This is a genomic window from Paraburkholderia sp. SIMBA_027 (assembly GCF_046535315.1).
GTDB classification, from domain to species: domain Bacteria; phylum Pseudomonadota; class Gammaproteobacteria; order Burkholderiales; family Burkholderiaceae; genus Paraburkholderia; species Paraburkholderia tropica.
In genome coordinates this window covers 287,188-307,754 of sequence record NZ_JAWRWY010000003.1, presented here as the reverse complement: position 1 = coordinate 307,754, position 20,567 = coordinate 287,188, and the positions used below count along the sequence as shown (strand labels likewise).

General features: G+C 65.7%; 20 protein-coding genes. 11 read left to right on the top strand and 9 right to left on the bottom strand.

The annotated features are described in order from the left end of the window. Positions 1-49 precede the first annotated feature (49 nt). The 7 genes from SB764_RS07040 (at position 50) to SB764_RS07010 (ending at position 8,974) form a co-directional block, all read left to right on the top strand. The gene (locus SB764_RS07040) at positions 50-1,171 is read left to right on the top strand and encodes a polyamine ABC transporter substrate-binding protein (RefSeq protein ID WP_074981194.1); all 1,122 of its coding nucleotides are present in this window, start codon (positions 50-52) and stop codon (positions 1,169-1,171) included. Between the two features lie 295 nt (positions 1,172-1,466). Continuing rightward, a complete protein-coding gene (locus SB764_RS07035) occupies positions 1,467-2,618 on the top strand; it encodes an ABC transporter ATP-binding protein (protein WP_074981192.1) in 1,152 nt (383 codons plus the stop codon). Positions 2,619-2,691: 73 nt separating this feature from the next. Next, on the top strand, positions 2,692-3,600 hold the full coding sequence (locus SB764_RS07030) for an ABC transporter permease subunit (protein WP_231957650.1): 909 nt from the start codon (positions 2,692-2,694) through the stop codon (positions 3,598-3,600). Next, positions 3,597-4,508, top strand: coding sequence for an ABC transporter permease subunit (locus SB764_RS07025; RefSeq protein ID WP_065061615.1), 912 nt, complete (start codon positions 3,597-3,599; stop codon positions 4,506-4,508). The genes SB764_RS07030 and SB764_RS07025 overlap by 4 nt, the downstream gene beginning before the upstream one ends. A 172-nt stretch (positions 4,509-4,680) precedes the next feature. Further along, complete coding sequence (locus SB764_RS07020; RefSeq protein ID WP_065061616.1) at positions 4,681-6,300, top strand: DUF3138 family protein; 1,620 nt, start codon at positions 4,681-4,683, stop codon at positions 6,298-6,300. A 63-nt stretch (positions 6,301-6,363) separates the two neighbouring features. After that, complete coding sequence (locus SB764_RS07015; RefSeq protein WP_074981189.1) at positions 6,364-7,656, top strand: NAD(P)/FAD-dependent oxidoreductase; 1,293 nt, start codon at positions 6,364-6,366, stop codon at positions 7,654-7,656. Positions 7,657-7,669: 13 nt separating this feature from the next. Then, positions 7,670-8,974, top strand: coding sequence for an NAD(P)/FAD-dependent oxidoreductase (locus SB764_RS07010; protein WP_074981188.1), 1,305 nt, complete (start codon positions 7,670-7,672; stop codon positions 8,972-8,974). Positions 8,975-8,993: 19 nt separating this feature from the next. Here the strand turns inward: SB764_RS07010 and SB764_RS07005 are convergent, their stop codons facing one another. Further along, positions 8,994-10,493, bottom strand: coding sequence for a PLP-dependent aminotransferase family protein (locus SB764_RS07005; protein WP_410863051.1), 1,500 nt, complete (start codon positions 10,491-10,493; stop codon positions 8,994-8,996). Positions 10,494-10,594: 101 nt separating this feature from the next. Between SB764_RS07005 and SB764_RS07000 the strand changes: the two genes are divergently transcribed. Next, on the top strand, positions 10,595-11,056 hold the full coding sequence (locus tag SB764_RS07000) for a GNAT family N-acetyltransferase (protein WP_065061620.1): 462 nt from the start codon (positions 10,595-10,597) through the stop codon (positions 11,054-11,056). A 34-nt stretch (positions 11,057-11,090) separates the two neighbouring features. Here SB764_RS07000 and SB764_RS06995 read toward each other — a convergent pair whose 3' ends face one another. From SB764_RS06995 to SB764_RS06985, 3 genes are all read right to left on the bottom strand, one after another. Then, positions 11,091-11,672 carry a DUF3501 family protein gene (locus SB764_RS06995; protein ID WP_124260625.1) on the bottom strand — a complete coding sequence of 194 codons (582 nt, stop codon included), beginning with the start codon at positions 11,670-11,672 and terminating at the stop codon, positions 11,091-11,093. A 37-nt stretch (positions 11,673-11,709) separates the two neighbouring features. Then, entirely contained in the window at positions 11,710-13,059 is a 1,350-nt protein-coding gene (locus SB764_RS06990) for a heterodisulfide reductase-related iron-sulfur binding cluster (protein ID WP_321868471.1), read from the bottom strand. Between the two features lie 208 nt (positions 13,060-13,267). Then, complete coding sequence (locus SB764_RS06985; protein ID WP_065061697.1) at positions 13,268-13,690, bottom strand: rubrerythrin family protein; 423 nt, start codon at positions 13,688-13,690, stop codon at positions 13,268-13,270. Positions 13,691-14,056: 366 nt separating this feature from the next. Between SB764_RS06985 and SB764_RS06980 the strand changes: the two genes are divergently transcribed. Continuing rightward, entirely contained in the window at positions 14,057-14,416 is a 360-nt protein-coding gene (locus SB764_RS06980; RefSeq protein WP_065061623.1) for a DUF3564 domain-containing protein, read from the top strand. A 261-nt stretch (positions 14,417-14,677) separates the two neighbouring features. Then, the gene (locus SB764_RS06975; protein ID WP_065061624.1) at positions 14,678-15,463 is read left to right on the top strand and encodes a DNA/RNA non-specific endonuclease; all 786 of its coding nucleotides are present in this window, start codon (positions 14,678-14,680) and stop codon (positions 15,461-15,463) included. 28 nt (positions 15,464-15,491) lie between these two features. Here SB764_RS06975 and SB764_RS06970 read toward each other — a convergent pair whose 3' ends face one another. Beyond that, positions 15,492-16,085 (bottom strand): YSC84-related protein, encoded by a 594-nt coding sequence (locus tag SB764_RS06970; RefSeq protein ID WP_065061625.1) that lies wholly within the window; start codon positions 16,083-16,085, stop codon positions 15,492-15,494. A 46-nt stretch (positions 16,086-16,131) separates the two neighbouring features. Further along, positions 16,132-17,025: a M23 family metallopeptidase gene (locus SB764_RS06965; RefSeq protein ID WP_065061626.1), complete on the bottom strand. Its 894-nt coding sequence runs from the start codon at positions 17,023-17,025 to the stop codon at positions 16,132-16,134. A gap of 270 nt (positions 17,026-17,295) precedes the next feature. Between SB764_RS06965 and SB764_RS06960 the strand changes: the two genes are divergently transcribed. Beyond that, on the top strand, positions 17,296-17,559 hold the full coding sequence (locus tag SB764_RS06960) for a hypothetical protein (RefSeq protein WP_065061698.1): 264 nt from the start codon (positions 17,296-17,298) through the stop codon (positions 17,557-17,559). 80 nt (positions 17,560-17,639) lie between these two features. Here the strand turns inward: SB764_RS06960 and SB764_RS06955 are convergent, their stop codons facing one another. The 3 genes from SB764_RS06955 to SB764_RS06945 form a co-directional block, all read right to left on the bottom strand. Next, positions 17,640-18,878 carry a dienelactone hydrolase family protein gene (locus SB764_RS06955; protein WP_065061627.1) on the bottom strand — a complete coding sequence of 413 codons (1,239 nt, stop codon included), beginning with the start codon at positions 18,876-18,878 and terminating at the stop codon, positions 17,640-17,642. Between the two features lie 114 nt (positions 18,879-18,992). Continuing rightward, positions 18,993-19,634: an HAD family hydrolase gene (locus SB764_RS06950; RefSeq protein WP_074981181.1), complete on the bottom strand. Its 642-nt coding sequence runs from the start codon at positions 19,632-19,634 to the stop codon at positions 18,993-18,995. A 187-nt stretch (positions 19,635-19,821) separates the two neighbouring features. Then, positions 19,822-20,559, bottom strand: coding sequence for a Crp/Fnr family transcriptional regulator (locus SB764_RS06945; protein ID WP_321891543.1), 738 nt, complete (start codon positions 20,557-20,559; stop codon positions 19,822-19,824). Between the last annotated feature and the right edge of the window lie 8 nt (positions 20,560-20,567).

Here is a 20,567-nt window from a genome sequence, read left to right as displayed (position 1 = left end):
ACGGGGTGCGGGCGCCGCCCGCCAACCTTCATCACCTGGGGAAATCAACATGAGTGTCAGACATCTTCGTCATGCCGTCGCACTGGCCGCGCTCGCCGTCTGCGCGGGTCTCACGGCAACTTCGAGCCAGCCGGCTCGCGCCGCGGACGACACACTGAACGTCTACAACTGGTCCGACTACATCGCGAAAGACACGATCCCGAACTTCGAAAAGCAGACGGGCATTCACGTCAAGTACGACAACTACGATAGCGACGACACCTTGCAGGCCAAGCTGCTCGCGGGCAGCTCGGGTTACGACATCGTCGTGCCCACGTCGAACTACATGGCCAAGCAGATTCAGGCCGGCGTATACCAGAAGCTCGACAAGTCGAAGCTCCCCAATCTCTCGAACCTCGATCCGGTGCTCATGCACATGATCGCGGACGCCGATCCGGGCAATCAGTACGGCGTGCCCTGGGCCTACGGCACCGACGGCATCGGCTACAACCAGGAAGCCGTCGAGAAGGCACTCGGCACGAGCGCGCCCGTCGACAGCTGGTCGCTGATTTTCGATCCGGCCAATCTGTCGAAGCTCAAGGGCTGCGGCGTGTCGTTCCTCGACCAGGCCGCCGACGTGTTCGCCGCCACGCTGCAATACATGGGCAAGAATCCGAACAGCACGAATCCGGCCGACTATCAGGCCGCTTTCGAAACGCTGAAGAAAGTCCGCCCGTACATCACGCAGTTCAATTCGTCGGGCTACATCAACGACCTCGTGAACAACGACATCTGCGTGGCCTTCGCCTGGTCGGGCGACGTGGGCATCGCGCATCGCCGCGCCGAGGAAGCCAAGCGTTCGTATCACATCAAGTTCGGCAACCCGAAGGAAGGCGGCCTGCTGTGGTTCGACGTGATGGTGATCCCGAAGGATGCACCGCACCCCGAAGCCGCGCTCAAGTGGATCAACTACATCCAGGATCCGAAGGTCAACGCGGCGATCACCAACGAAGTGTTCTATCCGACCGCCAACAAGGCCGCGCGCCAGTTCGTGACGCCTTCGGTGGCGCAGGACCCGACCGTGTATCCGGGCGACGAAGTCCTCAAGAAGATGACGCTGATGAAGCCGATGCCGGCCGAAATCCTGCGCCTCGAAAACCGCCTGTGGTCGCAGTTGAAAACGGGCCACTAAGCGCATAACAGGAGAAGGAAGGAGACACCGCGCGGTAGAGGGATCGCTCGACCCCTCGCCGCCACCAGGCAAGTCCGCTGTTCGAAGTCCGGCTGTGCGCGTCGCCCCCTTTCCCCGGCAACGCGCCAGCCTCCACCGAGCTCCGTTCGCAGTACTGACGTCCGCGAGTCGCCTTGTGCGCCCCGTGCGGGGCGACTCGCGCCCGCGCTTTGCAGAACCGCCGCGAGGCAGCAGGCAAACAGGCAAACCGCGCGACAACGCGCAGTGCCGCGATCAGAAAGGAAACCGTTACATCATGAATTCGACGTCCAAAGTCCACGCCTCCGAAGCCGCGCAACCGGGCGCGCAGGCCACCTCCCGCGACGCTTTCGTGCGTATCGAAAACGTCGTCAAGAAGTTCGGCGACAGCGTCGCCGTGAACAACGTCAGCCTGAACATCGCGAAGAATGAACTGTTCGCGCTGCTCGGCAGTTCGGGCTGCGGCAAGTCCACGCTGCTGCGCATGCTCGCCGGGCTGGAAACGGCCACCTCGGGCAAGATCTTCGTCGATGGCGAGGACCTCGCGGCGCTGCCGCCCTATCGCCGTCCGGTCAACATGATGTTCCAGTCGTATGCGCTCTTTCCGCATATGAGCGTGGAATCGAATGTTGCGTTCGGCCTCAAGCAGGAAGGGGTGCCGAAGAACGAAATCCGGGAACGCGTGGCCGACGCGCTCAATCTCGTGCAGATGAGCCGCTACGCGAAGCGCAAGCCGCATCAGCTCTCGGGCGGCCAGCAGCAGCGCGTCGCGCTCGCGCGTTCGCTCGTCAAGCGCCCCAAGCTGCTGCTGCTCGACGAACCGATGTCGGCGCTCGATAAGAAGATCCGCCAGAAGACCCAGCTCGAACTCGTGAACATCATCGAGAAGGTCGACGTCACCTGCGTGATGGTCACGCACGATCAGGAAGAAGCGATGACAATGGCCAATCGTCTCGCGGTCATGAGCGAAGGCCGCATCGTGCAGATCGGCTCGCCCAACGAAGTCTACGAATTCCCCAACAGCCGCTTCTCGGCCGAGTTCATCGGCTCGACCAATCTGTTCGAAGGCAAGGTGGTCGAAGACGAGCCCGATCACATCTACGTCGAAAGCGAAGACCTCGAAACGCGCATGTACGTGAGCCACGGCGTGACCGGCCCGCTCGGCATGCCGGTCGGCATTTCGGTGCGCCCCGAGCGCGTGCGCGTGACGCGCGAGAAGCCGGGCACGCAGACGAACTGGGCGCGCGGCGTCGTGACGGACGTGGCCTACATGGGCAGCTATTCGCTCTATCACGTGCGCCTGCCCGGCGGCAAGGTGGTGGTGTCGAACCTGTCCAGCTCGCATCTGATGAACGAAGGCGCGCCGGCCTGGAACGACGACGTGTATGTGTCGTGGTCGCCCGCCAGCGGCGTCGTGCTCACGCAATAACGGAGATGCCGACATGAGTACGTCCCTGCCCTCCACGCCCTCCGTGCCGTCGCGCAGCAACGCGCCGCGCGGCATGCTCGCGCGCGTGTTCTCGCGCTTCGTGCCCTCGGGCCGCACCACGGTGATCGGCGTGCCGTTCCTGTGGCTCGCGCTGTTCTTCGCGCTGCCCTTCGTGCTGGTGCTCAAGATCAGCTTCGCCGACCAGGTCATGGGCATTCCGCCCTACTCGAACCTCGTCGAGATGAAAGACGGCATGGTGCATCTGGCCTTGCAGCTTTCGCACTATGCGTTCCTGCTGCAGGACAGCCTGTATATCGCCACCTACATCAGTTCGCTGAAGATGGCGGCGGTCTCGACGATCTTCTGCCTGTTGATCGGCTATCCGATCGCCTACTACATCGCCCGCTCGAATCCGGCCACGCGCAACGTGCTGATGATGGCCGTGATGCTGCCGTTCTGGACCTCGTTCCTGATTCGCGTCTACGCGTGGATCGGCATTCTCAAGGACGACGGCCTGCTCAATCACGCGCTGATCGCCATCGGCCTGATTCACTCGCCGCTGCGGCTCTATCACAGCGACGCGGGCGTCTATATCGGCATGGTCTATTCGTATCTGCCGTTCATGGTGATGCCGCTCTACGCGCACCTCGTGAAGATGGACCTCACGCTGCTCGAAGCTGCGTACGACCTCGGCGCGAAGCCGTGGGTCGCGTTCACGCGGATCACGTTGCCGCTCTCGAAGAACGGGATCATCGCGGGCAGCCTGCTCGTGTTCATTCCGGCGGTCGGCGAATACGTGATTCCCGAACTGCTCGGCGGCGCCGACACGCTGATGATCGGCCGCGTCATGTGGGACGAGTTCTTCAACAACATGGACTGGCCGATGGCATCCGCCGTCACGGTCGCGATGGTGCTGCTGCTGCTCGTGCCGATGGCCGTGTTCCAGTACTACCAGGTCAAGGAACTGGAGGAAGGCAAATGATCAAGCCCAATCGCACGCTCTCGACCAGCGTTCTCACTGTCGGCTTTCTGTTCCTCTATATCCCGATCATCAGCCTCGTCGTGTACTCGTTCAACGAGTCGAAGCTCGTGACGGTGTGGTCCGGCTTCTCGCTCAAGTGGTACGCGGCGCTGCTGCAGGACGACGAGTTGCTGAGCGCCGCCTGGCTTTCGCTGAAGATCGGCCTGATGACGGCGTTCGCCTCGGTGGTGATCGGCACGTGGGCAGGCTTCGTGCTCGCGCGCATGGGCCGCTTCCGCGGCTTCACGCTCTACACCGGCATGATCAACGCGCCGCTCGTGATTCCCGAAGTGATCCAGGGCATCTCGCTGCTGCTGCTGTTCGTGGCGCTCCAGCAGATGATCGGCTGGCCCGCCGGGCGCGGCATCCTCACGATCTGGATCGGCCACGTGATGCTCTGCGTGTCGTACGTCGCGATCATCGTGCAGTCGCGCGTGAAGGAGATGAACAAGTCGCTCGAAGAGGCCGCGCTCGATCTCGGCGCCACGCCGCTGAAGGTGTTCTTCGTCATCACGCTGCCGCTGATCTCGCAGGCGCTGCTCTCCGGCTGGCTGCTCTCGTTCACGCTCTCGATCGACGACCTCGTGCTCTCCGCGTTCCTCTCCGGTCCCGGCTCGACCACGCTGCCGCTCGTCGTGTTCTCGCGCGTGCGTCTCGGCCTGAATCCGGAAATGAACGCGCTCGCCACGCTCTTCATCACGGCCGTGACGATCGGCGTGATCGCGGTGAATCAGTTGATGAGCGCACGCGAGAAGAAGCGTCTGCGCGATCTGCAGATGGCCTTCACGCAGCCCGATCCCGCCGAAACCGCCAGCGCCGCTTCACCGGCCGGCGCGGTCGGCGCACCGATCGGACGGCGCGCGGCCTGAACCGTTTTTTGAAGCAAGTCGTAAAAGCCGCCCGTAGAGAACCTCGCGCGGAACCTGAGAGTTCGACAACAAGACGGCGCGCCTCGCGCGCGCCGCGTGCAACGGCCCGCCGCAAGAAAAGCAAGAACGCCTCGAAGTGTTTGCAATAACGACCCAATAAGGAGAATTGTCGATGAAGAAGAAGTTAATCTGTCTGCTGGTGGCCGGGGCACTGCCGGGGCTCGCTTTCGCGGACTCGACCAGCGATCAGATCAAGGCCCTCCAGGCACAGTTGAATGCCCTGCAAAAAGAGGTGAAATCGCTCAAGAGCGAAATCGCCAGTTCGAAGAGCACGGCGAAGGCGTCGTCGAAAACAGCCACGGCTTCCGCGGGCGGCGCGGCAGCGGGCACGGCAGGCGCCACGGCCAGCACGGCGGAAGCCGCGCCGGTCGACATCAGCTCGCCCGACTACGGCAAGGCGCCCGCTCACCTGACCAACGACGACGTCGACTCGATGAAGCAGCAGATCGCGAGCCAGCAGTTGAAGGTCGATTCGCTCAGCGACGCGGCCAGCACCGGACCCATCGCGGGCCTCTCGATCACCGGCTATATCGACCCGTCGTACATCTACAACCGCGCGCCGGGCACTTCGTCGTTCCTGTTCGCGAATCACGAGAGCTCGTACAACTACTTCAACAGCACGTTCGGCGATCTCTACCTCGACATCAAGAAGACCTTCGGTGTCGGCCCGATGGCGCCGTCCGCCGAAATCACGCTCATGCCGAACCGCGGCAACGGCATCACGCTGCTCGCGAACGAACACGGCGACATCGGCAACAACATCCTGAACACGGCCGTGGTGACGGTGCCGATCACGGCCACGCAGACCTTCGTCGCCGGTCTGATGCCGAGCTTCGGCGGCTACGAGGTGCAGCAGTCGAACCAGATGCTGACCCTCACGCACAACCTGCTGTACGACTTCTCGGATCCGGGCAGCTACGTGGGCGTGGGCTGGAACTACACGCCGGACGGCAGCCAGTGGGCCTTCAAGTTCATCCTCGGCAACGAGCAGTACCGCACCTACGGCGCGGTCACGCAGACGGGCACGAACGCGCTGGGCGACCCGATCACGACGAGCAACAAGATCCCGACCTTCACGGCGCGCGCGGACTACACGATGTCGAGCGCGCTCGATATCGGCGGTTCGTTCAACATTGGCCGCCAGACGCTGTCGAGCGCGACCAATGCGGACGGTCAGGTGGTCTACGGTCCGGGCGGCCAGGCGTCGAGCTCGGGCGGCTACTTCTTCTTCGGCGAAGTCGACGCGACCTACTCGCTCGCGGACATCCAGTACAACGCCGAAGTCGATTACGGCCAGCAGCAGCGCGCCGCGTTCAACGGCGGCAACGCGCAGTGGTACGGCCTCTCGCTGCTCGCGCACCGCAAGTTCAACGCGCCGGTCGTGGGCCGCATGGGCGTGACCGCGCGTTACGACCTGCTCGTCGACAGCAAGAACGGCGGCGGCGGCGGCGGCGTGGCGCTCAACGGCAATGGCATGGACCCGTACAACGGCTTCGGCATCGGCGCGGACTGCCTCGCGAACTCGCAGGCGGGCGGCGGTTACGGCTTCGAGTGCAAGGGCGCGGTACGCCAGGACGTCGCGCTCGACCTGCTGTTCTACCCGACGCAGCAGATCACCGTGAAGGTCGAATATCGCCACGACTGGGCCTCGCAGAAGGTGTTCCTGCGCAACGACGGCTCGTACAGCAAGAGCAACGACTTGCTGGGCGCGCAGTTCATCTACGCGTTCTGAGGCGTATGCGGCGGGCAGCGGGCCTCGCGCCTGCGCCCGCCGTTTTTTTCGCACGCATTTCCTATGCTCAAATTCGCCAATCAGTCTCATGCGCCGTCGTGGTATGCGGCCACCGCCAACGACGCCACCCGCCATCCGTCCTTGCAAGGCACGCTCGACGCCGATGTCTGCGTGATCGGCGCGGGCCTCACGGGCGTCTCCACGGCGCTCAATCTCGCGGAACGCGGCTATCGCGTCGCGTTGCTCGAAGCCTCGAAAGTCGGATGGGCCGCGAGCGGGCGCAACGGCGGCCAGTTGATCGGCGGCTTCGCCTGCGGCATCGACACGTTCGCGCAGTTCATGAACGAAGGCGAAGTCAAACAGATGTGGGACATGGGCCTCGAAACGCTCGACATCGTGAAGTCGCGCGTGGCGAAGCACAACATCGACTGCGCGCTTACGGAAGGGTATTTCACCGCCGCGAACAAGGCGCGCGACGTCGACGAACTCAAGCGCTGGCGCGACGACGCCGCGCGACGCTTCGGCTACGACCGCTTCCGTTACGTCGACGCCGACGGCGTGGGCCGTTTCGTGCAATCGGGCCGCTATCCAGGCGGCCTTTACGATCCGGACAGCGGCCATCTGCATCCGCTCAACTACACGCTCGGCCTCGCGCGCGCGGCTCGCGAAGCGGGCGTGCAGATCTTCGAAGACAGCGCCGTCATGCGCATTCGCGACGAAGCGGGCGCGCACGTGATCGAGACCGCACAAGGCCAGGTGCGCGCGAAGTTCGTCGTGCTCGCCTGCAATACGTATCTGGGCGCGCTGGCGCCGGCGCTCGCGCGCAAGATCATGCCGGTCGGCACCTACGTGATCGCCACGGAACCGCTCGGCGAGGCGCGCATGCGTTCGCTGATGCCCGCGCAGGCCGCCGTGTGCGACAGCCGCTTCGTGCTCGACTACTTCCGCCCCGCGCCCGACACGCGGCTGCTGTGGGGCGGCAAGGTGAGCTATTCGACCTTCGCGCCGCCGAATCTCGGCGAAGCGATGCGCCGCGACATGCTCAAGACCTTCCCGCAACTCGCCGATGTGAAGGTCGATTACGCGTGGGGCGGCTACGTCGACATCACCATGAATCGCGCGCCGCATTTTGGCCGCGTCTCGCCCACGGTATATTTCGCGCAGGGGTTTTCCGGGCACGGCGTGAACACCACGGGTCTCGCGGGTCAGCTGATCGCCGAGGCGATACACGGCCAGGCCGCGCGCTTCGATCTGTTCGGCAAGATCCGTCACCGCGACTTTCCTGGCGGCGCCACCCTGCGGACCCCGGCCCTCGTGCTCGCGATGGCCTGGTATCGAATGAAGGACCTGCTTTGATGGATCTGAACCGATGAAACTCGACCTCGACGCCCAGGCGGACGTGCTCGCCCGCCACTCGTACTACGAAGCCTCCGTCACGCGCCCCGCCGCCGACGACCCGGTGCTCGAAGGCGCGCTCGACGCCGACGTCTGCGTGATCGGCGCGGGCTTCGCGGGCCTCTCGGTCGCGCTCGAATGCCGCACGCGCGGCCTCTCCGTCGTGGTGCTCGACGCGCATCGTCCCGGCTGGGGCGCATCGGGCCGCAACGGCGGGCAGACGCTCGTCGGCTTCGCGAAGGACGAAGTGCTCGAACAGCAACTCGGTCCGCAAGGCATGCGCGCCGCGTGGGCGCTCTCGATCCAGGGCGTGGAACTCGTGAAGGAGCGCATCGCGCGCTACGGCATCGACTGCGATTTCACCTCGGGCTACGTGACGGTCGCGACCAAACCGAAGCGCGTGCCGAGCCTGCGTTCGTGGATGGACGCGGCGCGTGCGCGCTGGGGCTACGACAAGCTCGAATGGCTCGACACCGACGCCACGCGCGCACGCGTGAATTCGCAGCGCTATCTCGCGGGCGTCTACGATCCGCTTTCAGGGCATCTGCATCCGCTCAAATACTGCCTCGGTCTCGCCGATGCCGCGCGCAAGGAAGGCGCGCAACTGTACGCGCATTCGCGCGTCACCTCGGTCGTGCGCGGTGCGCGGCCCGTGGTGAAGACCGCGCGCGGCGAAGTGCGCTGCCGCTTCGTGGTGTCGTGCTGCAACGCCGCACCGGGCGGCGTGCTACCCGCGCCCGTGGAAGCGCGCATCGCGCCGATCGCCTCGTACATCATCGCGACCGCGCCGCTTGGGCGCGCGCGCGCCGACGCGCTGATTCCGGGCCGCGCCGCCATTTGCGACAACAACTTCTTCCTCGACTACTTCCGTCTCTCCGCCGACGACCGCCTGCTGTTCGGCGGCCGCGCGGATTCGACCGGCGCCGCGCCCGCGCAGCTCACCGAAGCGATGAAGGCGCGCATGACCGGCGTGTTCCCGCAGCTCGAAGGCGTGCAGGTGGAGTATGCGTGGGGCGGTTTCGTCGACGTCACGCGCAACCGCGCGCCCGACTTCGGCGCGGTCGATCCGAACTGGTTCTACGTGCAGGGCTTTTCGGGGCACGGCGTGGCGCTCACGGGCATCGCCGGGCGCGTGGTTTCGCAGGCCATCGCGGGCGAGCGCGCCGCATTCGATCTCTTCGCGCAGCTGCGCCACGCGCGTTTTCCGCTTGGCCCCGCGTGGCGTCGTCCCGCGCTCGAAATCGGCATGTTCTATCACCGCATCATGGAGATGTTTTGAGCGTGTCCCGCATCGCGGCTCACAGCATTGCGCGCACCACGCGCGCGAGCGTGGCCATCAGCGCATCCGAATCCTCCGGCGTGGCTTCCGCGTAACCGAGCAAAAAGCCGTTATAGGGCGCGGTATCGGGCGCTTCGAGCCGATACGCGCTCAGCGGCGACAGCGCGAGTCCATGCTCGCGCGCGGCTTCGCTCACGGCCACATCGTCGAGCGGCGCATCGAGACGCACGCTCAGATGCATGCCGCCCGCGTCCGCCGAGACCGTCATCAGCCCGCACAGATGCTTGTCGATGGCGGCGACGAGGCCGTCGCGGCGCGCGAGATACAGCTTGCGCATGCGCCGCAGATGGCGCGCGTAACGGCCGCTCTCGATGAATTCGGCGAGCGCGCGCTGGTCGGCCACGCGGCCCTGGCGCACCAGCGTGCGATGCGCCATGTCCACCTGCTCCACCACCTGGCGCGGCACGATCATGAAGCCCATGCGCAGCGCCGGAAACAGCGTCTTGCTGAAGGTGCCGAGATAGATCACGGGCGTGTCGTCGGCGAGGCCCTGGATCGAGGGCAGCGGCGGGCCGTCGTGGCGCAGCTCGCTGTCGTAGTCGTCTTCGATGATCCACGCGCCGCACGCCCGCGCGCGCTCGATCAGCGCGAGCCGCCGCTCGAGGCTCAGCACGCAGCCGAGCGGATATTGATGCGACGGCGTCAGATAGATCAGGCGCGGCGGCGCCTCGCGCCAGTGCTCCTCGCGCGCGGCCATGCCCGCCGCGTCCACGGGAATCGGCACGAGTTCGAGACTGGCCGCCTGCATCGCGACGCGCGCGCCCAGATAACCGGGATTCTCGATCCACACGCGCTCGCCCGCATCCGCGAAAAAACGCGCGCAGAGATCGAGGCTTTCCTGCGTGCCTTCGGTGATGAACACCTGATCGGGCTGACAACGCACGCCGCGCGACACGCGCACGTATTGCGCGATGGCCTGGCGCAGCGCCGGAATGCCCGCGCTCGCGCCATAGCTGAGATCTTCCGGGCTCAACTCGCGCTGCGCGCGTTCGAGCGTGCTGCGCCATTGCGCGAGCGGAAACGCGTCGAGCGCGGGCACGCCCGGACGCAGCGCCGTCACGCCCGCGCGATACGCGTGGCGCGGCGGCAATTGCCGCACGCGGCGCGACAGCGTGCGAGGCGCATTCTCCGCCGATTCCGCCGATTCCGCCGCGACTGCCGCGCGCCCCGATGTGTGCGCGGCCACCGACTTCACGTCGTTCACCACGGAGCCGTGCCGCGTCGCCGTGATGAAACCCTCCTCCAGCAAGCGCTCGTACGCGTAGAGCACCGAATTGCGCGCGATGCTCATCTCCTCGGCCAGCGCGCGGCTCGACGCGAGACGCGTGCCGCGCACGATATCGCCGTCAAGAATCGCGCGGCGCAGGCTCTCGTAGAGCAGATCCTGCTGTGTGAGCCGGCGCTGCACGCTGGTGCGCGCCTTGCGCTCGTAGGCCGCCATCATCAGCGCGTAGTCCAATTGCGTGGCTCCATCATTTGTCGGTTGCGTGGGACTAACAATGGTGCCACAGATCGCTTACGCTGACACTTCCCCTCGCATACGACACCAGGAGAACGAGATTGAGCGAAGCGATTCATGTGCGCCCCGTGACGCCCGACGACTACGCGGCATGGCGTCCGCTGTGGGACGGCTATAACCACTTCTACGAGCGTTCGGGCCCGACGGCGCTGCCCGAGTCGATCACGCGCACCACGTGGACGCGCTTCTTCGACGGCTACGAACCCATGCACGCGTTCATCGCGCTCAAGGGCGAGCGCGTGGTCGGTCTCGTGCATTTCATCTATCACCGCAGCACCACGCTCGACGGTCCGATCTGCTATTTGCAGGATCTGTTCACGGCGGCGGACGTGCGCGGCCAGGGCGTAGGACGCGCGCTGATCGAAGCGGTGTACGCGCATGCGAAGGCCGCGAACTCGTCGCGCGTCTACTGGCATACGCACGAGACGAATCACACCGCCATGCGCCTTTACGACGACGTCGCGGTGAAGCCCGGCTTCGTCATGTATCGCAAGGACGTTTGACGCGCGGCGCGGCGCGAAGCATCATGCGCCGCGCTCAGTCGAGATCGCCGAGCAGCGACTCGCGCACCGCGCCTTCGATGGTCTGCACCGGCACGCGATAGTTCGGATGATCGCAGCCGATTGTGAGCGCCGCGCCTTCTCGCAGGCGCGTTTTCATCGCCGGCGTCAGTTCGAAGCGCACGAAATGCACGGCCGAGGTTTTCTCTTCGTTGTCGCGTTCGAGGTCTTCGTCGGCGATGGCGAACACGGGCGCTTCGCCCGCTACCTGCACGAACACGCGGTCCTCGATGCCGATCAGCCGCGCCAGCGCCGCGCGGCGCTCGGTTTCGTTCTCGTATTCGATTTGCAGCGTGGCCTTGAAGTTGCTGCCGTCCGGCACGAGCGGCGCGTAAGCGTCGAGTTCGCCCTGAATGCCCGCCTCGTCGAAAATACGCTCGATATGCAGCATTTCCTGAATCTGATAGCGGATCGTCGCGTCGTCCTCGAACAGAAACGTGAGGTGATTGCCGAGCGCCACGGCGCGGCGCTTCTTGTGCTCGATGATGCGGCTGCGCATCTCGATGCGCTGTTTCGCATACGCTTCCAGCGTGAGCAGCGAATCTCTGGCGATGGTCATCGGAATCTCTCGTGGCTTGATTGCATCGTTATCCTGATCAAATGCCGTACGCGCGGCGCAGCAGCGTCAGCGGATGCGCGAGCGGCGGTCCGCCCTGCGCGTCGCGCAACTGCATCTCGTCGATCCCCTGCGCGATGTGATGGCCCGCGAGCGCGCAATCGGAGGCAATGAAATCCGGCTCGCCCTGCGCCATCTGCCTGAATACCGGCGTGCCGATCTTCATCGCCATCGCATGGAATTCCTTCTTCACGCCGAAGGTGCCCGCGTGGCCCGAACAGCGCTCGACCACGTTGACCTTCGTGTCCGGCACAAGCGACAGCAGATCGGCGGTCTTGCGGCCGATGTTCTGCACGCGCGCGTGACACGGCACGTGATACGCCACCGTGCCGAGCGGCGCGCGAAAATCGGTTCTGAGCAGGCCGTCGCGATTGCGCGCCACGAAGTATTCGAACGGATCCCAGAACGCGTCGCTCACGGCGCGCGTGTCGGCGTCGTCGGGGAACATGAGCGGCAGTTCGTGCTTGTACATCAGCACGCAGCTCGGCACCGCGCCCAATAACGCGTAACCGTCGCGCGCGTACTGCGCGAGGATCGGCGTGTTGACGTCGTGCTTCTTCGCCACGCCGGCCAGATTGCCCTGTTCGAGCAGCGGCATGCCGCAACATGATTCGCTTTTCACGAGCACGTAGGGAATCGCGTTGTGATCGAGCACCGCGAGCAGATCGTGGCCGATGCCCGGCTCGTTGAAATTCACGTAGCAGGTCGCGTAGATCGCGACCTTGCCCGGCGTGCGCTCGCCGTCGCGCACCTCGCTCGCCGACGCCTTGCGCGCCGCGCCGCGAAACTTGCGCGTGGCGAACGACGGCAGCCACGCATGCCGATCCACGCCGAGCGTGTCCTCCAGCGCCGCGCGCATCGCCTTCGTGCCGTTCACCGCATTCACCGTCTGCGTGACGACCGGAACGCCCGCGAGCTGACCGAGCGCGTCGGTGTTCGAGAGCACGCGGTCGCGCAGCGTCACCTCGCCGTTGCGATAGTCGATCGCCTTCGCGCGCAGCATCAGATGCGGAAAATCGACGTTCCACGGATGCGGCGGCACATAGGGACACTTCGTCATGTAGCAGAGATCGCACAGATAGCACTGGTCGACGACCTTCGGGAACGCGGCCTTGTCGACGTCGTGCGCCTCGCCGCTATCGGTTTCGTCGACGAGATCGAACAGCGCCGGAAACGCGCCGCACAACGACACGCAGCGGCGGCAGCCTGCGCAGATGTCGAAGACGCGCGCCAGTTCGTCGTCGAGCTGGGCGCGGTCGTAGAACGCGTCGGCGCGCCAGTCGAGCGGATGCCGCGTCGGGGCTTCGAGACTGCCTTCCTTGTGGGGCATGACGTCTCCTTGTTTTCGTTTTTCTATGTCGATACGGCGCGCGCGCACGAACGCACGCGACGCGGCGCCGGCCGCGTGCGCGTGGCGGCGGCAAAGCGCCTGCGTGGGCGCGCGGGTCGCGCCGTGAATCGTCGGGACCGGATCGGCCGGAATTACCTGGCCGGCGCTAATCGGCCAAACCTAAACGGCCAAATCCAATCGGCCAACCCTAATCGGCCAGCGATTCCAGCGCTTTCGTATAACGATTCGCGTGGCTGCGCTCCGCCTTGGCGAGCGTCTCGAACCAGTTGGCGATTTCGTCGAAGCCCTCGTCGCGCGCGGCCTTGGCCATGCCCGGATACATGTCGGTGTATTCGTGCGTTTCGCCCGCGATCGCCGCCTGGAGATTCAGCCGCGAACTGCCGAACGGCAGGCCCGTGGCCGGATCGCCGACGGTTTCCAGATATTCGAGGTGGCCGTGCGCGTGGCCGGTTTCGCCTTCGGCCGTCGAGCGAAACAGCGCGGCGACGTCGTTCTGGCCTTCCACGTCGGCTTTCGCCGCGAAATAGAGGTAACGCCGGTTCGCCTGGGATTCGCCGGCGAACGCGTCCTTGAGATTTTGCTCGGTCTTCGAGCCTTTGAGCTGTGCCATCTGTGCCTCCATCCATCGTCTGATTGTGGGAACTATGGGGACGCGGCGCTGCGCATCTTCGTGCGGTGCAGCAGACATGAATGCGGACGACGCCGCTCTATCAATCTAGGAAATGCCCTTTGCAGTCCCAATTGCGAATTTCAATCTCGCCGATAGCCGGAACGCAAATCGCCGCGCGACGGCGCGCCACCGGCAGCGAAGCTTGGCCCAATCCGGACACTGCACAGGCGCGACGATTTGACGTCCCACTATGTGAAGAATCGCCTTGCACAAGCGCGTACACATCCTATGCTGAATGTCTGCCCCCGAGTCTCAACGAGTGTCACGACAGTTTCCGCGCCGATGGCGCGTCTTTGCGGAGATCACATGCGACTGACGATCCTGATTAACGGTCCCGATCCGACCGTCAACCACGACTACGCCGTGCTCTGGCTCGATACCGACCAGCAACGCTGGTCGCGCGAGTCGCACGACGGCATCGAGCTTCCCGCCTGGGGCGAGATACGCGATGCGAACGGCGTGACGGCGCTCTGCGCGCCGCGCGAGAACGAACCGCTTTGCACCCTGCGCGGCCTGCATGTGAACCGCCGCCAGGAAATCAGCTCGGCGCACGGCGACGCCACCTGGGCCTGCGAAACCTCGCACGCGCAGATGGAAGGCCAGTGGCGCCTGCAAGCGGTGGATCGCCAGGCGATCCACGCCGAAAACGCGCTGTTCGCAGGCTGATCCCTTCGCGCCGCGCGGCGCGGTCGTTCCCTTTAGCGTCTTTGCTACATGCCTTGCGGCGCCGCTTCCAGCGGCGCCGTTTTACTTTGTGCGCGCTGTCTGCCCATATGGCCGCTCGCGAACGCGGCCGCTATACTTTCGGGCCCTTTATGCATAGTGCGCAGGGCACGCCCGAAGCGTCGCTGGCGTTTGAATTTGCGCTTCGCGTTTCACGTCGCCCCGCGTGATCCGATCGTCTCCCGTCTTCCCGTATTCCCGCCGATGAAGAAGCTGTTTGCCTGTCTCGTCATGGCCGTGTCGAGTTTCTCGAGCCATGCGTTCGCCGCGCCCGCCTGCACCGATTTCGTCCCCGACGGCCAGTTCCCCAAGCTCACCAATCCGCGCATGGCGCCGAAGACGCGCATGCTCTGTTATTCCGATTTCGTGGTGCTGCATTCGGGCGTCACGCACGGCCCGCTCTGGTCGGCGGAACACCTCACGCGCGATCACCTCGAAGACGCGAAGGAGATGACGCGCACCAATCGCTTCTTCGAAGACGACCGCCTGCCGGCCGGCGAAGGCGCGACACTCGCCGACTACAAGCGCAGCGGCTTCGACCGCGGTCACATGAGCCCGGCGGGCAATCGCTGGAATCCGCAGGCGATGGCCGAATCGTTCTCGCTCGCGAACATCGTGCCGCAGAACCGCGAGAACAATCAGCGGCTGTGGTCGCATATCGAAACGGCCGTGCGCAAGCTCGCATCGAAATATGGCGACGCCTACGTCGTGACCGGGCCGCTGTTCACGGGCGCGCAGTTGCAGACGATCGGCGCGTCGCGCGTGCTGGTGCCCACGCAGATCTTCAAGGTGGTGTACGTGCCGTCGCAGCAGCTCGCGTTCGCGATCGTCGCCGACAACACGACCGTCGATCGTTACGACGTGCGTTCGGTGCGCGATCTGGAAACGCAAAGCGGCATCGCGTTTCCGGGCATTCCGGCGAACGTCGCCGCGCAGTCGAAGGTGACGTTCAACGGGCGCGCGTTCGCCGTGAAGAAGTGGGGATGGTGAGGACGTGAAGGGACGAAGCGCGGGCGGATCACAGATCCAGCCGCGACACCTTCGACCCTTCGAGCGACACGCCGGCCATCAATCCCGCATTGGTCAGCACGAAGGCCTCGATGGGATTGACGGCCGTGGTGGTATCGAGCGTGCCGTTCGCGCCCATCTTGACGAGCGCGACGGTCGCGTCCGCGCCCGCGGCCCAGCCGCTGCTGCGCTTGAAGCGATCGAGCGCGCCGCGGGTCATGAACGCGTAGACAATCGTGCGTGACTGAGCGCCGATCTGCACGCCGAACGAGCCCGAGGTCGTGCTGAAATAGCCGATCGTGCGTGCGCTCACGCGCAATGCGCCGCGCCCGTACTGGCCGCCCACGCCGAAGCTCGCGCCCACCACGTCGGGGAACACGAGCACGCCGCTCGCCTTGTCGATCAATTCGCGCGAGCCTTTCACGGTGCGATAGAGCCTGGCGAGCGCGGCGTCGACATCGGCGTCGATTGCGCGGCGCGCGCGGATGTTGTCCGCAGCGATGTCGCCCGGCGAAGCGGACGGGGTCGTGCACGCGCCCAGCGCGAGCGTGGTCAACGCGGCGGCGGTTGCTGCGCCGCTCGCGAGAAATTGCCTTCTGTCCATGAGGTGTCCAATCTGTGCGGCGGGATGGCGAATCGATCGCCGTGTGTCAGGGCGTGGCGCGCGGCAAACGGGTTTGCGGATCGACCGCCTTGCCGTCCTCGCGCACTTCGAAAAGCACGCCGCCTTTGTTCGCGCCATCGGCGGCGCTGGTGGCGAGCGTCTGGCCCTGCTTCACGGCGTCGCCTTCCTTGACGAGCACTTTGCCGTTGCGCCCGTAAGCGGTAATGAGATGCGCGTCGTGCTTGACGATCACGAGCTTGCCGTAGGCCTTCATGCCGCTGCCCGCGTAGACCACGCGCCCGGCGGCGGCAGCCTTGACCGGTTGCCCCGGCTCGCCCGCGATGGCGATGGCTTTCGACTTGCCGATCGTCGTCGGAGTGACGGTGCCGTTCATCGGCCAGACAAGGCGGCTGCCGGCGCGTGCGGTGGTCGTCGCGGCGGAGGTGGATTTCGTCGCGCTGCTTGAGGCTGAAGAAGCGGCTGCGGCTGTGGAAGCGGAAGCCGGTGTGGTCGTGGAAGCCGCAGACTTCGCCTCGGCGACAGCCGATGCGGCGGCAGGCGGCGTCACCCGCAGCAGTTGCCCCGTCTGCACCTGGCCCGACGCGGGCAGCTTGTTCCACGCGGCGATATCGGTGGCGCGCTGCTTCTGGGTCGCCGCGATGTGATACAGCGTGTCGCCCGCCTTGACGCGATAGAAGCCCGCAGGCGCGGCTGCGGATGTGGCGGCCGTCGGTGTCGCGGAGGTCGTCACGAGCGGCATGGCGACCGGCGACGCTACGGCGGCGCCGGTTTCGTGCCTTTCGGCCGCCGCAGTGGCGTCATCGTCGCCTTCGCGCGAGAGCGACTGCCACGGCGTGAACGTGCAGGCGGCGAGCAGCGAGACCATGCCGGCGGCCACCGCCACACCGGCGATGTCGCTCGCCTTGTCTAGAATTCCCATGACGCTCTCCCTGTTCAAGCTGCACGATTCGTCCGCGCCGCGCGGCGCAGGTGCGTCATGATCTTCGCTTTACTGGAAAGTGCTGCGGATTCGCGCGAGAATTCTGACGTTAATCAACGTCATGACCGGGCATCACGCAATATTTGACAATCAATTAACGCTTTCGCGCACAAATCGCGCAATGGATCGATGCCGTTGCACAGCGGTTTGATCGCGTCGCGGGCGGCTTCTTATAATGCGGGCCCGCGCTTTACGCTCAAGGAGATTTCGATGGGGTTCGACGCATACGCAAACGACGACGACGTGCTCAACGTGCAGGGCGACGCCCTCACCGTCACGAACGGCACCACGCGCGTGACGCTGGCCGGCACGCTCGAACTGACGCGCGACAAGCGCGGCCTCGCCGCCGCGCTCGCGCTCAAGGCCGCGCTCGACAGCGTGGTCGCCGCACTGCAGACCGACCCGCATCTGCCCGCGCAGGTGAAGGACGAGCCGGACGCGAAGCCCGGCGTCGTCGACAATCCGTTTCGTTGAGCGTTCATCGCTGAACGTCGGTCGCTGAACGTTGATCGCTGAACGTCGGTCGCGGATCGTGAACGCGCGCGCCGCGCGCGTCAGAACGGCTTGCCTTCGCTCGTTTGCCACGCGGGCATGAGCGTGTTCGACGGCAGCGTTTCATCGAGCAATTTCTTCGCGCTCGCGATGCCCGCGATCGGCAGCCCGGTCGGATCGATGGCGCCGATCTGCGCGAGCACCGAAGCCTGATCCCAATAGATGTGCTCGTTATAGAGCTTCGCGCCGCGAAAGCAGATCACGGCCAGCATCGGCACTTCGAAATACTTGCCGGTGGGCGCGAGGCCCGGCAGCAGCCAGTCGATCTCGCGGTCGTGCGTGCAGCAGAAGATGAACTCGTCCACCACGCGGTCCGAGCCGATGGTGCGCGAGATCGGAATCAGGCGCGTGTCGGCGGGATTCGAATGCACGAAATGGTGCGTGTAGAAGCGCTTGAGTTCGTCGTGGCCCACGCCGCCCGTCATCGTCGGAATGTGGTTGACGTAGGGCTGCGCGACCATCGTCGGCATCACGTCGTGCGGATTGCGCGTGACGAACTCGTGATAGCAGTGCTCTTCCCAGAGCGCATTGAAATCGTAGATCGGACCGAGCACGCGGCGCAGCATCGCGAGCGTGCGCGAGTAGGCCATCATCGCGGCGGGCTTGTCGTATTGCGGACGCGCCGCCGATGCGAACGCATGATCGCAGCCCGGATACGTGTACAGCTCGACGCCCGGCTTGCCCGCCAGCGCCTGCGCGATGCGCTCGCGCGCCGCGGCGTCGCACCATTTATCTTCGGCGGGGAAGTGCAGCATCAGCGGACAGCGGATCGTATCGGCTTCGTTCAGCACGTTCTCAAGGCCCACGGCGTAGTAGCCGATCGCGCAATCGATGTCGGTGCGCGCCGCCGCGAGATACGCGAGCCGCCCGCCCAGACACCAGCCGACCGCGCCCACCTTGCCGCGCTGCGAGGGATGCGCGCGCAGCGCCGCGAGCGTCTGCGCGATGTCGTCGATGGCGAGATCGACGTCGAAGCGGTCGTAGAGATCGAGCGCTTTCGCCATGTCGGCGCCCTCGTAACCCAGATCGACGTCCGGCTCCAGACGCCAGAACAGGTCAGGCACCATCACCACGTAGCCTTCCTCGGCATAACGCTCGGCCAGCGCGCGCATCGATGCGTTCACGCCGAAGATCTCCTGCAGCAGCACGAGGCCCGGCCCGCTGCCTTCGGGCGGCAGCGTCGTCCAGGCGCGGAACGTGCCGCCGTCGCGCGAAGTCACCTGAGTCCATTGTCCGTTCATGGGTGCGTCTCCTTGTGTTCGTTTTTGCGTTCGATTGTGGGTTCGCTTGTGCGTTCGATTGTGCGTTCGTTTATGTGCCGACGTGCGCGTCACGCGGGAATTGACCGGCGGCGCTCAGGCCGGCGCGAAGCCGCCTTGCGGCGCGAGCGCGGGCAGCGGCGCCTCGCCGCGTATCCAGGCGTAGTTCGCGAGTTCGGCCATTTCGCGGTCGCCGCGGCTGTCGCCGTAGGCATACAGCGTGGCGGGCGCGTGCTCGCCCCACCAGCCGCGCAGCCGCGCGACCTTCTCCGGGCCCCAGCAGTTCTTGCCCGCGAGCTGTCCAGTGTAGACGCCCTCGCGCCAGGCCAGTTCGCTCGCCAGCACGGTGTCGATGCCGACGCCCGGCGCCCACTTGCGCAGATAGATCGACGGCGACGCGCTCACGAGCACGACTTCGTGGCCGAGCGCCTGATGTTCGCGGATGCGCGCGAGCATCTCGGGGCGCAGCAGATCGGGCAGGCGCGTCTCGACGAAACGTTGCGCGGCGGCTTCGAGCGCCTCGCGCCGCACATTGCCGAGCGCGGCGCGCAGAAAGCGCGCCTTGGTGCGGCCACGGTCGGACCAGCCGGGCGCGATGCCCGCGAGCCACGGCAGGCAGCGCAGCGCGGCGAGGGCGAAGCGCGCGGGCCCGGCGGCGTCGAGCATGAAGGCGCGGAAACTATCGGACGTGGTGATGGTGCCGTCGAAATCGAAGGCGGCAACGACGCGGTCGGTCATGAAGCTCAAGGGGGAGCGCGGAAATCCGCGAGGTCGATAGGCCGGGCTTGCCGGTCGAAAGCAACGAAAGCCGCGTCATTGTCGATGCAAACGGCGCGGCGCTGCAATGGCGCGGATGTTCTGGCCGCATGCTTTCGTCAATGTTGATCTTGTCGATCAATATTGATTCCACCCACCTTCGGCGCGATCAGTGCGCCTGCTGCTCCAGCCGCACCGCATCGACGATCTCAATTTCACCGTAGCGCAGTTGCACGAGTCCGTCGCGTTCGAACTGGCGCAGGATCTGGTTCACGGTCTGGCGCGAGAGCGCGAGCATCAGCGCGAGGTCTTCCTGCGGCACGTTCACCACGCGCCGCGCCGACTGCGTGCCGCCGTCATCGGCCGCCAGCACCAGCAGGCGGCGCGCGACGCGCGCGGCGGCGGGCAGCAGCGCGCTTTCCTCGATGGCGTCGAAGGCGAAGCGCAGCTTCTGCGCGAGCAGCAAACCGAAGGCATGCCAATAGGCGGGCGTGGCCGCGAGCAGCGCGGCGAGCGGCGCGCTCGGCACATGAAAGAGCGTCGAGTCGCGTTCGGCGTAGGCATCGTGCGTGCGCACGCCCGCATCGAACAGCGCGATCTCGCCGAACCAGTGCGCGGGGCCGACCACGGCGAGCAGCGCCTCGCGTCCGGTCATGCTGGCCGCGCCGACGCGCATCGCGCCGTCGAGCACGCAATAGAGTCCGTCGGCGGCGTCGCCGCGCAGGAACAGGCGCTCGCCCGCGCGCAGCACGCGCACGCGGCCCGCCGCCCGCAACGCTGAACGCAGCGGCGCGGGCGCGGCGGCGAACCAGGCGCTGCGTTCGAGCGCGACGCTCACGGCGGCGGCATCGTCGGCGTAAACGACGTTAGCTGAGGAAGCGGGCGAGGCGGGACGGGTCGAAGTCATCGGATCGG

Coding starts and splice junctions, on each gene's coding strand:
- SB764_RS07010 (WP_074981188.1), top strand. CDS start 7,670: ATGAAACTCGACCTCGACGCCCAGGCGGACGTGCTCGCCCGCCACTCG.
- SB764_RS06980 (WP_065061623.1), top strand. CDS start 14,057: ATGCGACTGACGATCCTGATTAACGGTCCCGATCCGACCGTCAACCAC.
- SB764_RS07030 (WP_231957650.1), top strand. CDS start 2,692: ATGCTCGCGCGCGTGTTCTCGCGCTTCGTGCCCTCGGGCCGCACCACG.
- SB764_RS06945 (WP_321891543.1), bottom strand. CDS start 20,559: ATGACTTCGACCCGTCCCGCCTCGCCCGCTTCCTCAGCTAACGTCGTT.
- SB764_RS07025 (WP_065061615.1), top strand. CDS start 3,597: ATGATCAAGCCCAATCGCACGCTCTCGACCAGCGTTCTCACTGTCGGC.
- SB764_RS06955 (WP_065061627.1), bottom strand. CDS start 18,878: ATGAACGGACAATGGACTCAGGTGACTTCGCGCGACGGCGGCACGTTC.
- SB764_RS07040 (WP_074981194.1), top strand. CDS start 50: ATGAGTGTCAGACATCTTCGTCATGCCGTCGCACTGGCCGCGCTCGCC.
- SB764_RS06960 (WP_065061698.1), top strand. CDS start 17,296: ATGGGGTTCGACGCATACGCAAACGACGACGACGTGCTCAACGTGCAG.
- SB764_RS07020 (WP_065061616.1), top strand. CDS start 4,681: ATGAAGAAGAAGTTAATCTGTCTGCTGGTGGCCGGGGCACTGCCGGGG.
- SB764_RS07035 (WP_074981192.1), top strand. CDS start 1,467: ATGAATTCGACGTCCAAAGTCCACGCCTCCGAAGCCGCGCAACCGGGC.
- SB764_RS06950 (WP_074981181.1), bottom strand. CDS start 19,634: ATGACCGACCGCGTCGTTGCCGCCTTCGATTTCGACGGCACCATCACC.
- SB764_RS07015 (WP_074981189.1), top strand. CDS start 6,364: ATGCTCAAATTCGCCAATCAGTCTCATGCGCCGTCGTGGTATGCGGCC.
- SB764_RS06990 (WP_321868471.1), bottom strand. CDS start 13,059: ATGCCCCACAAGGAAGGCAGTCTCGAAGCCCCGACGCGGCATCCGCTC.
- SB764_RS06970 (WP_065061625.1), bottom strand. CDS start 16,085: ATGGACAGAAGGCAATTTCTCGCGAGCGGCGCAGCAACCGCCGCCGCG.
- SB764_RS06985 (WP_065061697.1), bottom strand. CDS start 13,690: ATGGCACAGCTCAAAGGCTCGAAGACCGAGCAAAATCTCAAGGACGCG.
- SB764_RS06975 (WP_065061624.1), top strand. CDS start 14,678: ATGAAGAAGCTGTTTGCCTGTCTCGTCATGGCCGTGTCGAGTTTCTCG.
- SB764_RS06965 (WP_065061626.1), bottom strand. CDS start 17,025: ATGGGAATTCTAGACAAGGCGAGCGACATCGCCGGTGTGGCGGTGGCC.
- SB764_RS06995 (WP_124260625.1), bottom strand. CDS start 11,672: ATGACCATCGCCAGAGATTCGCTGCTCACGCTGGAAGCGTATGCGAAA.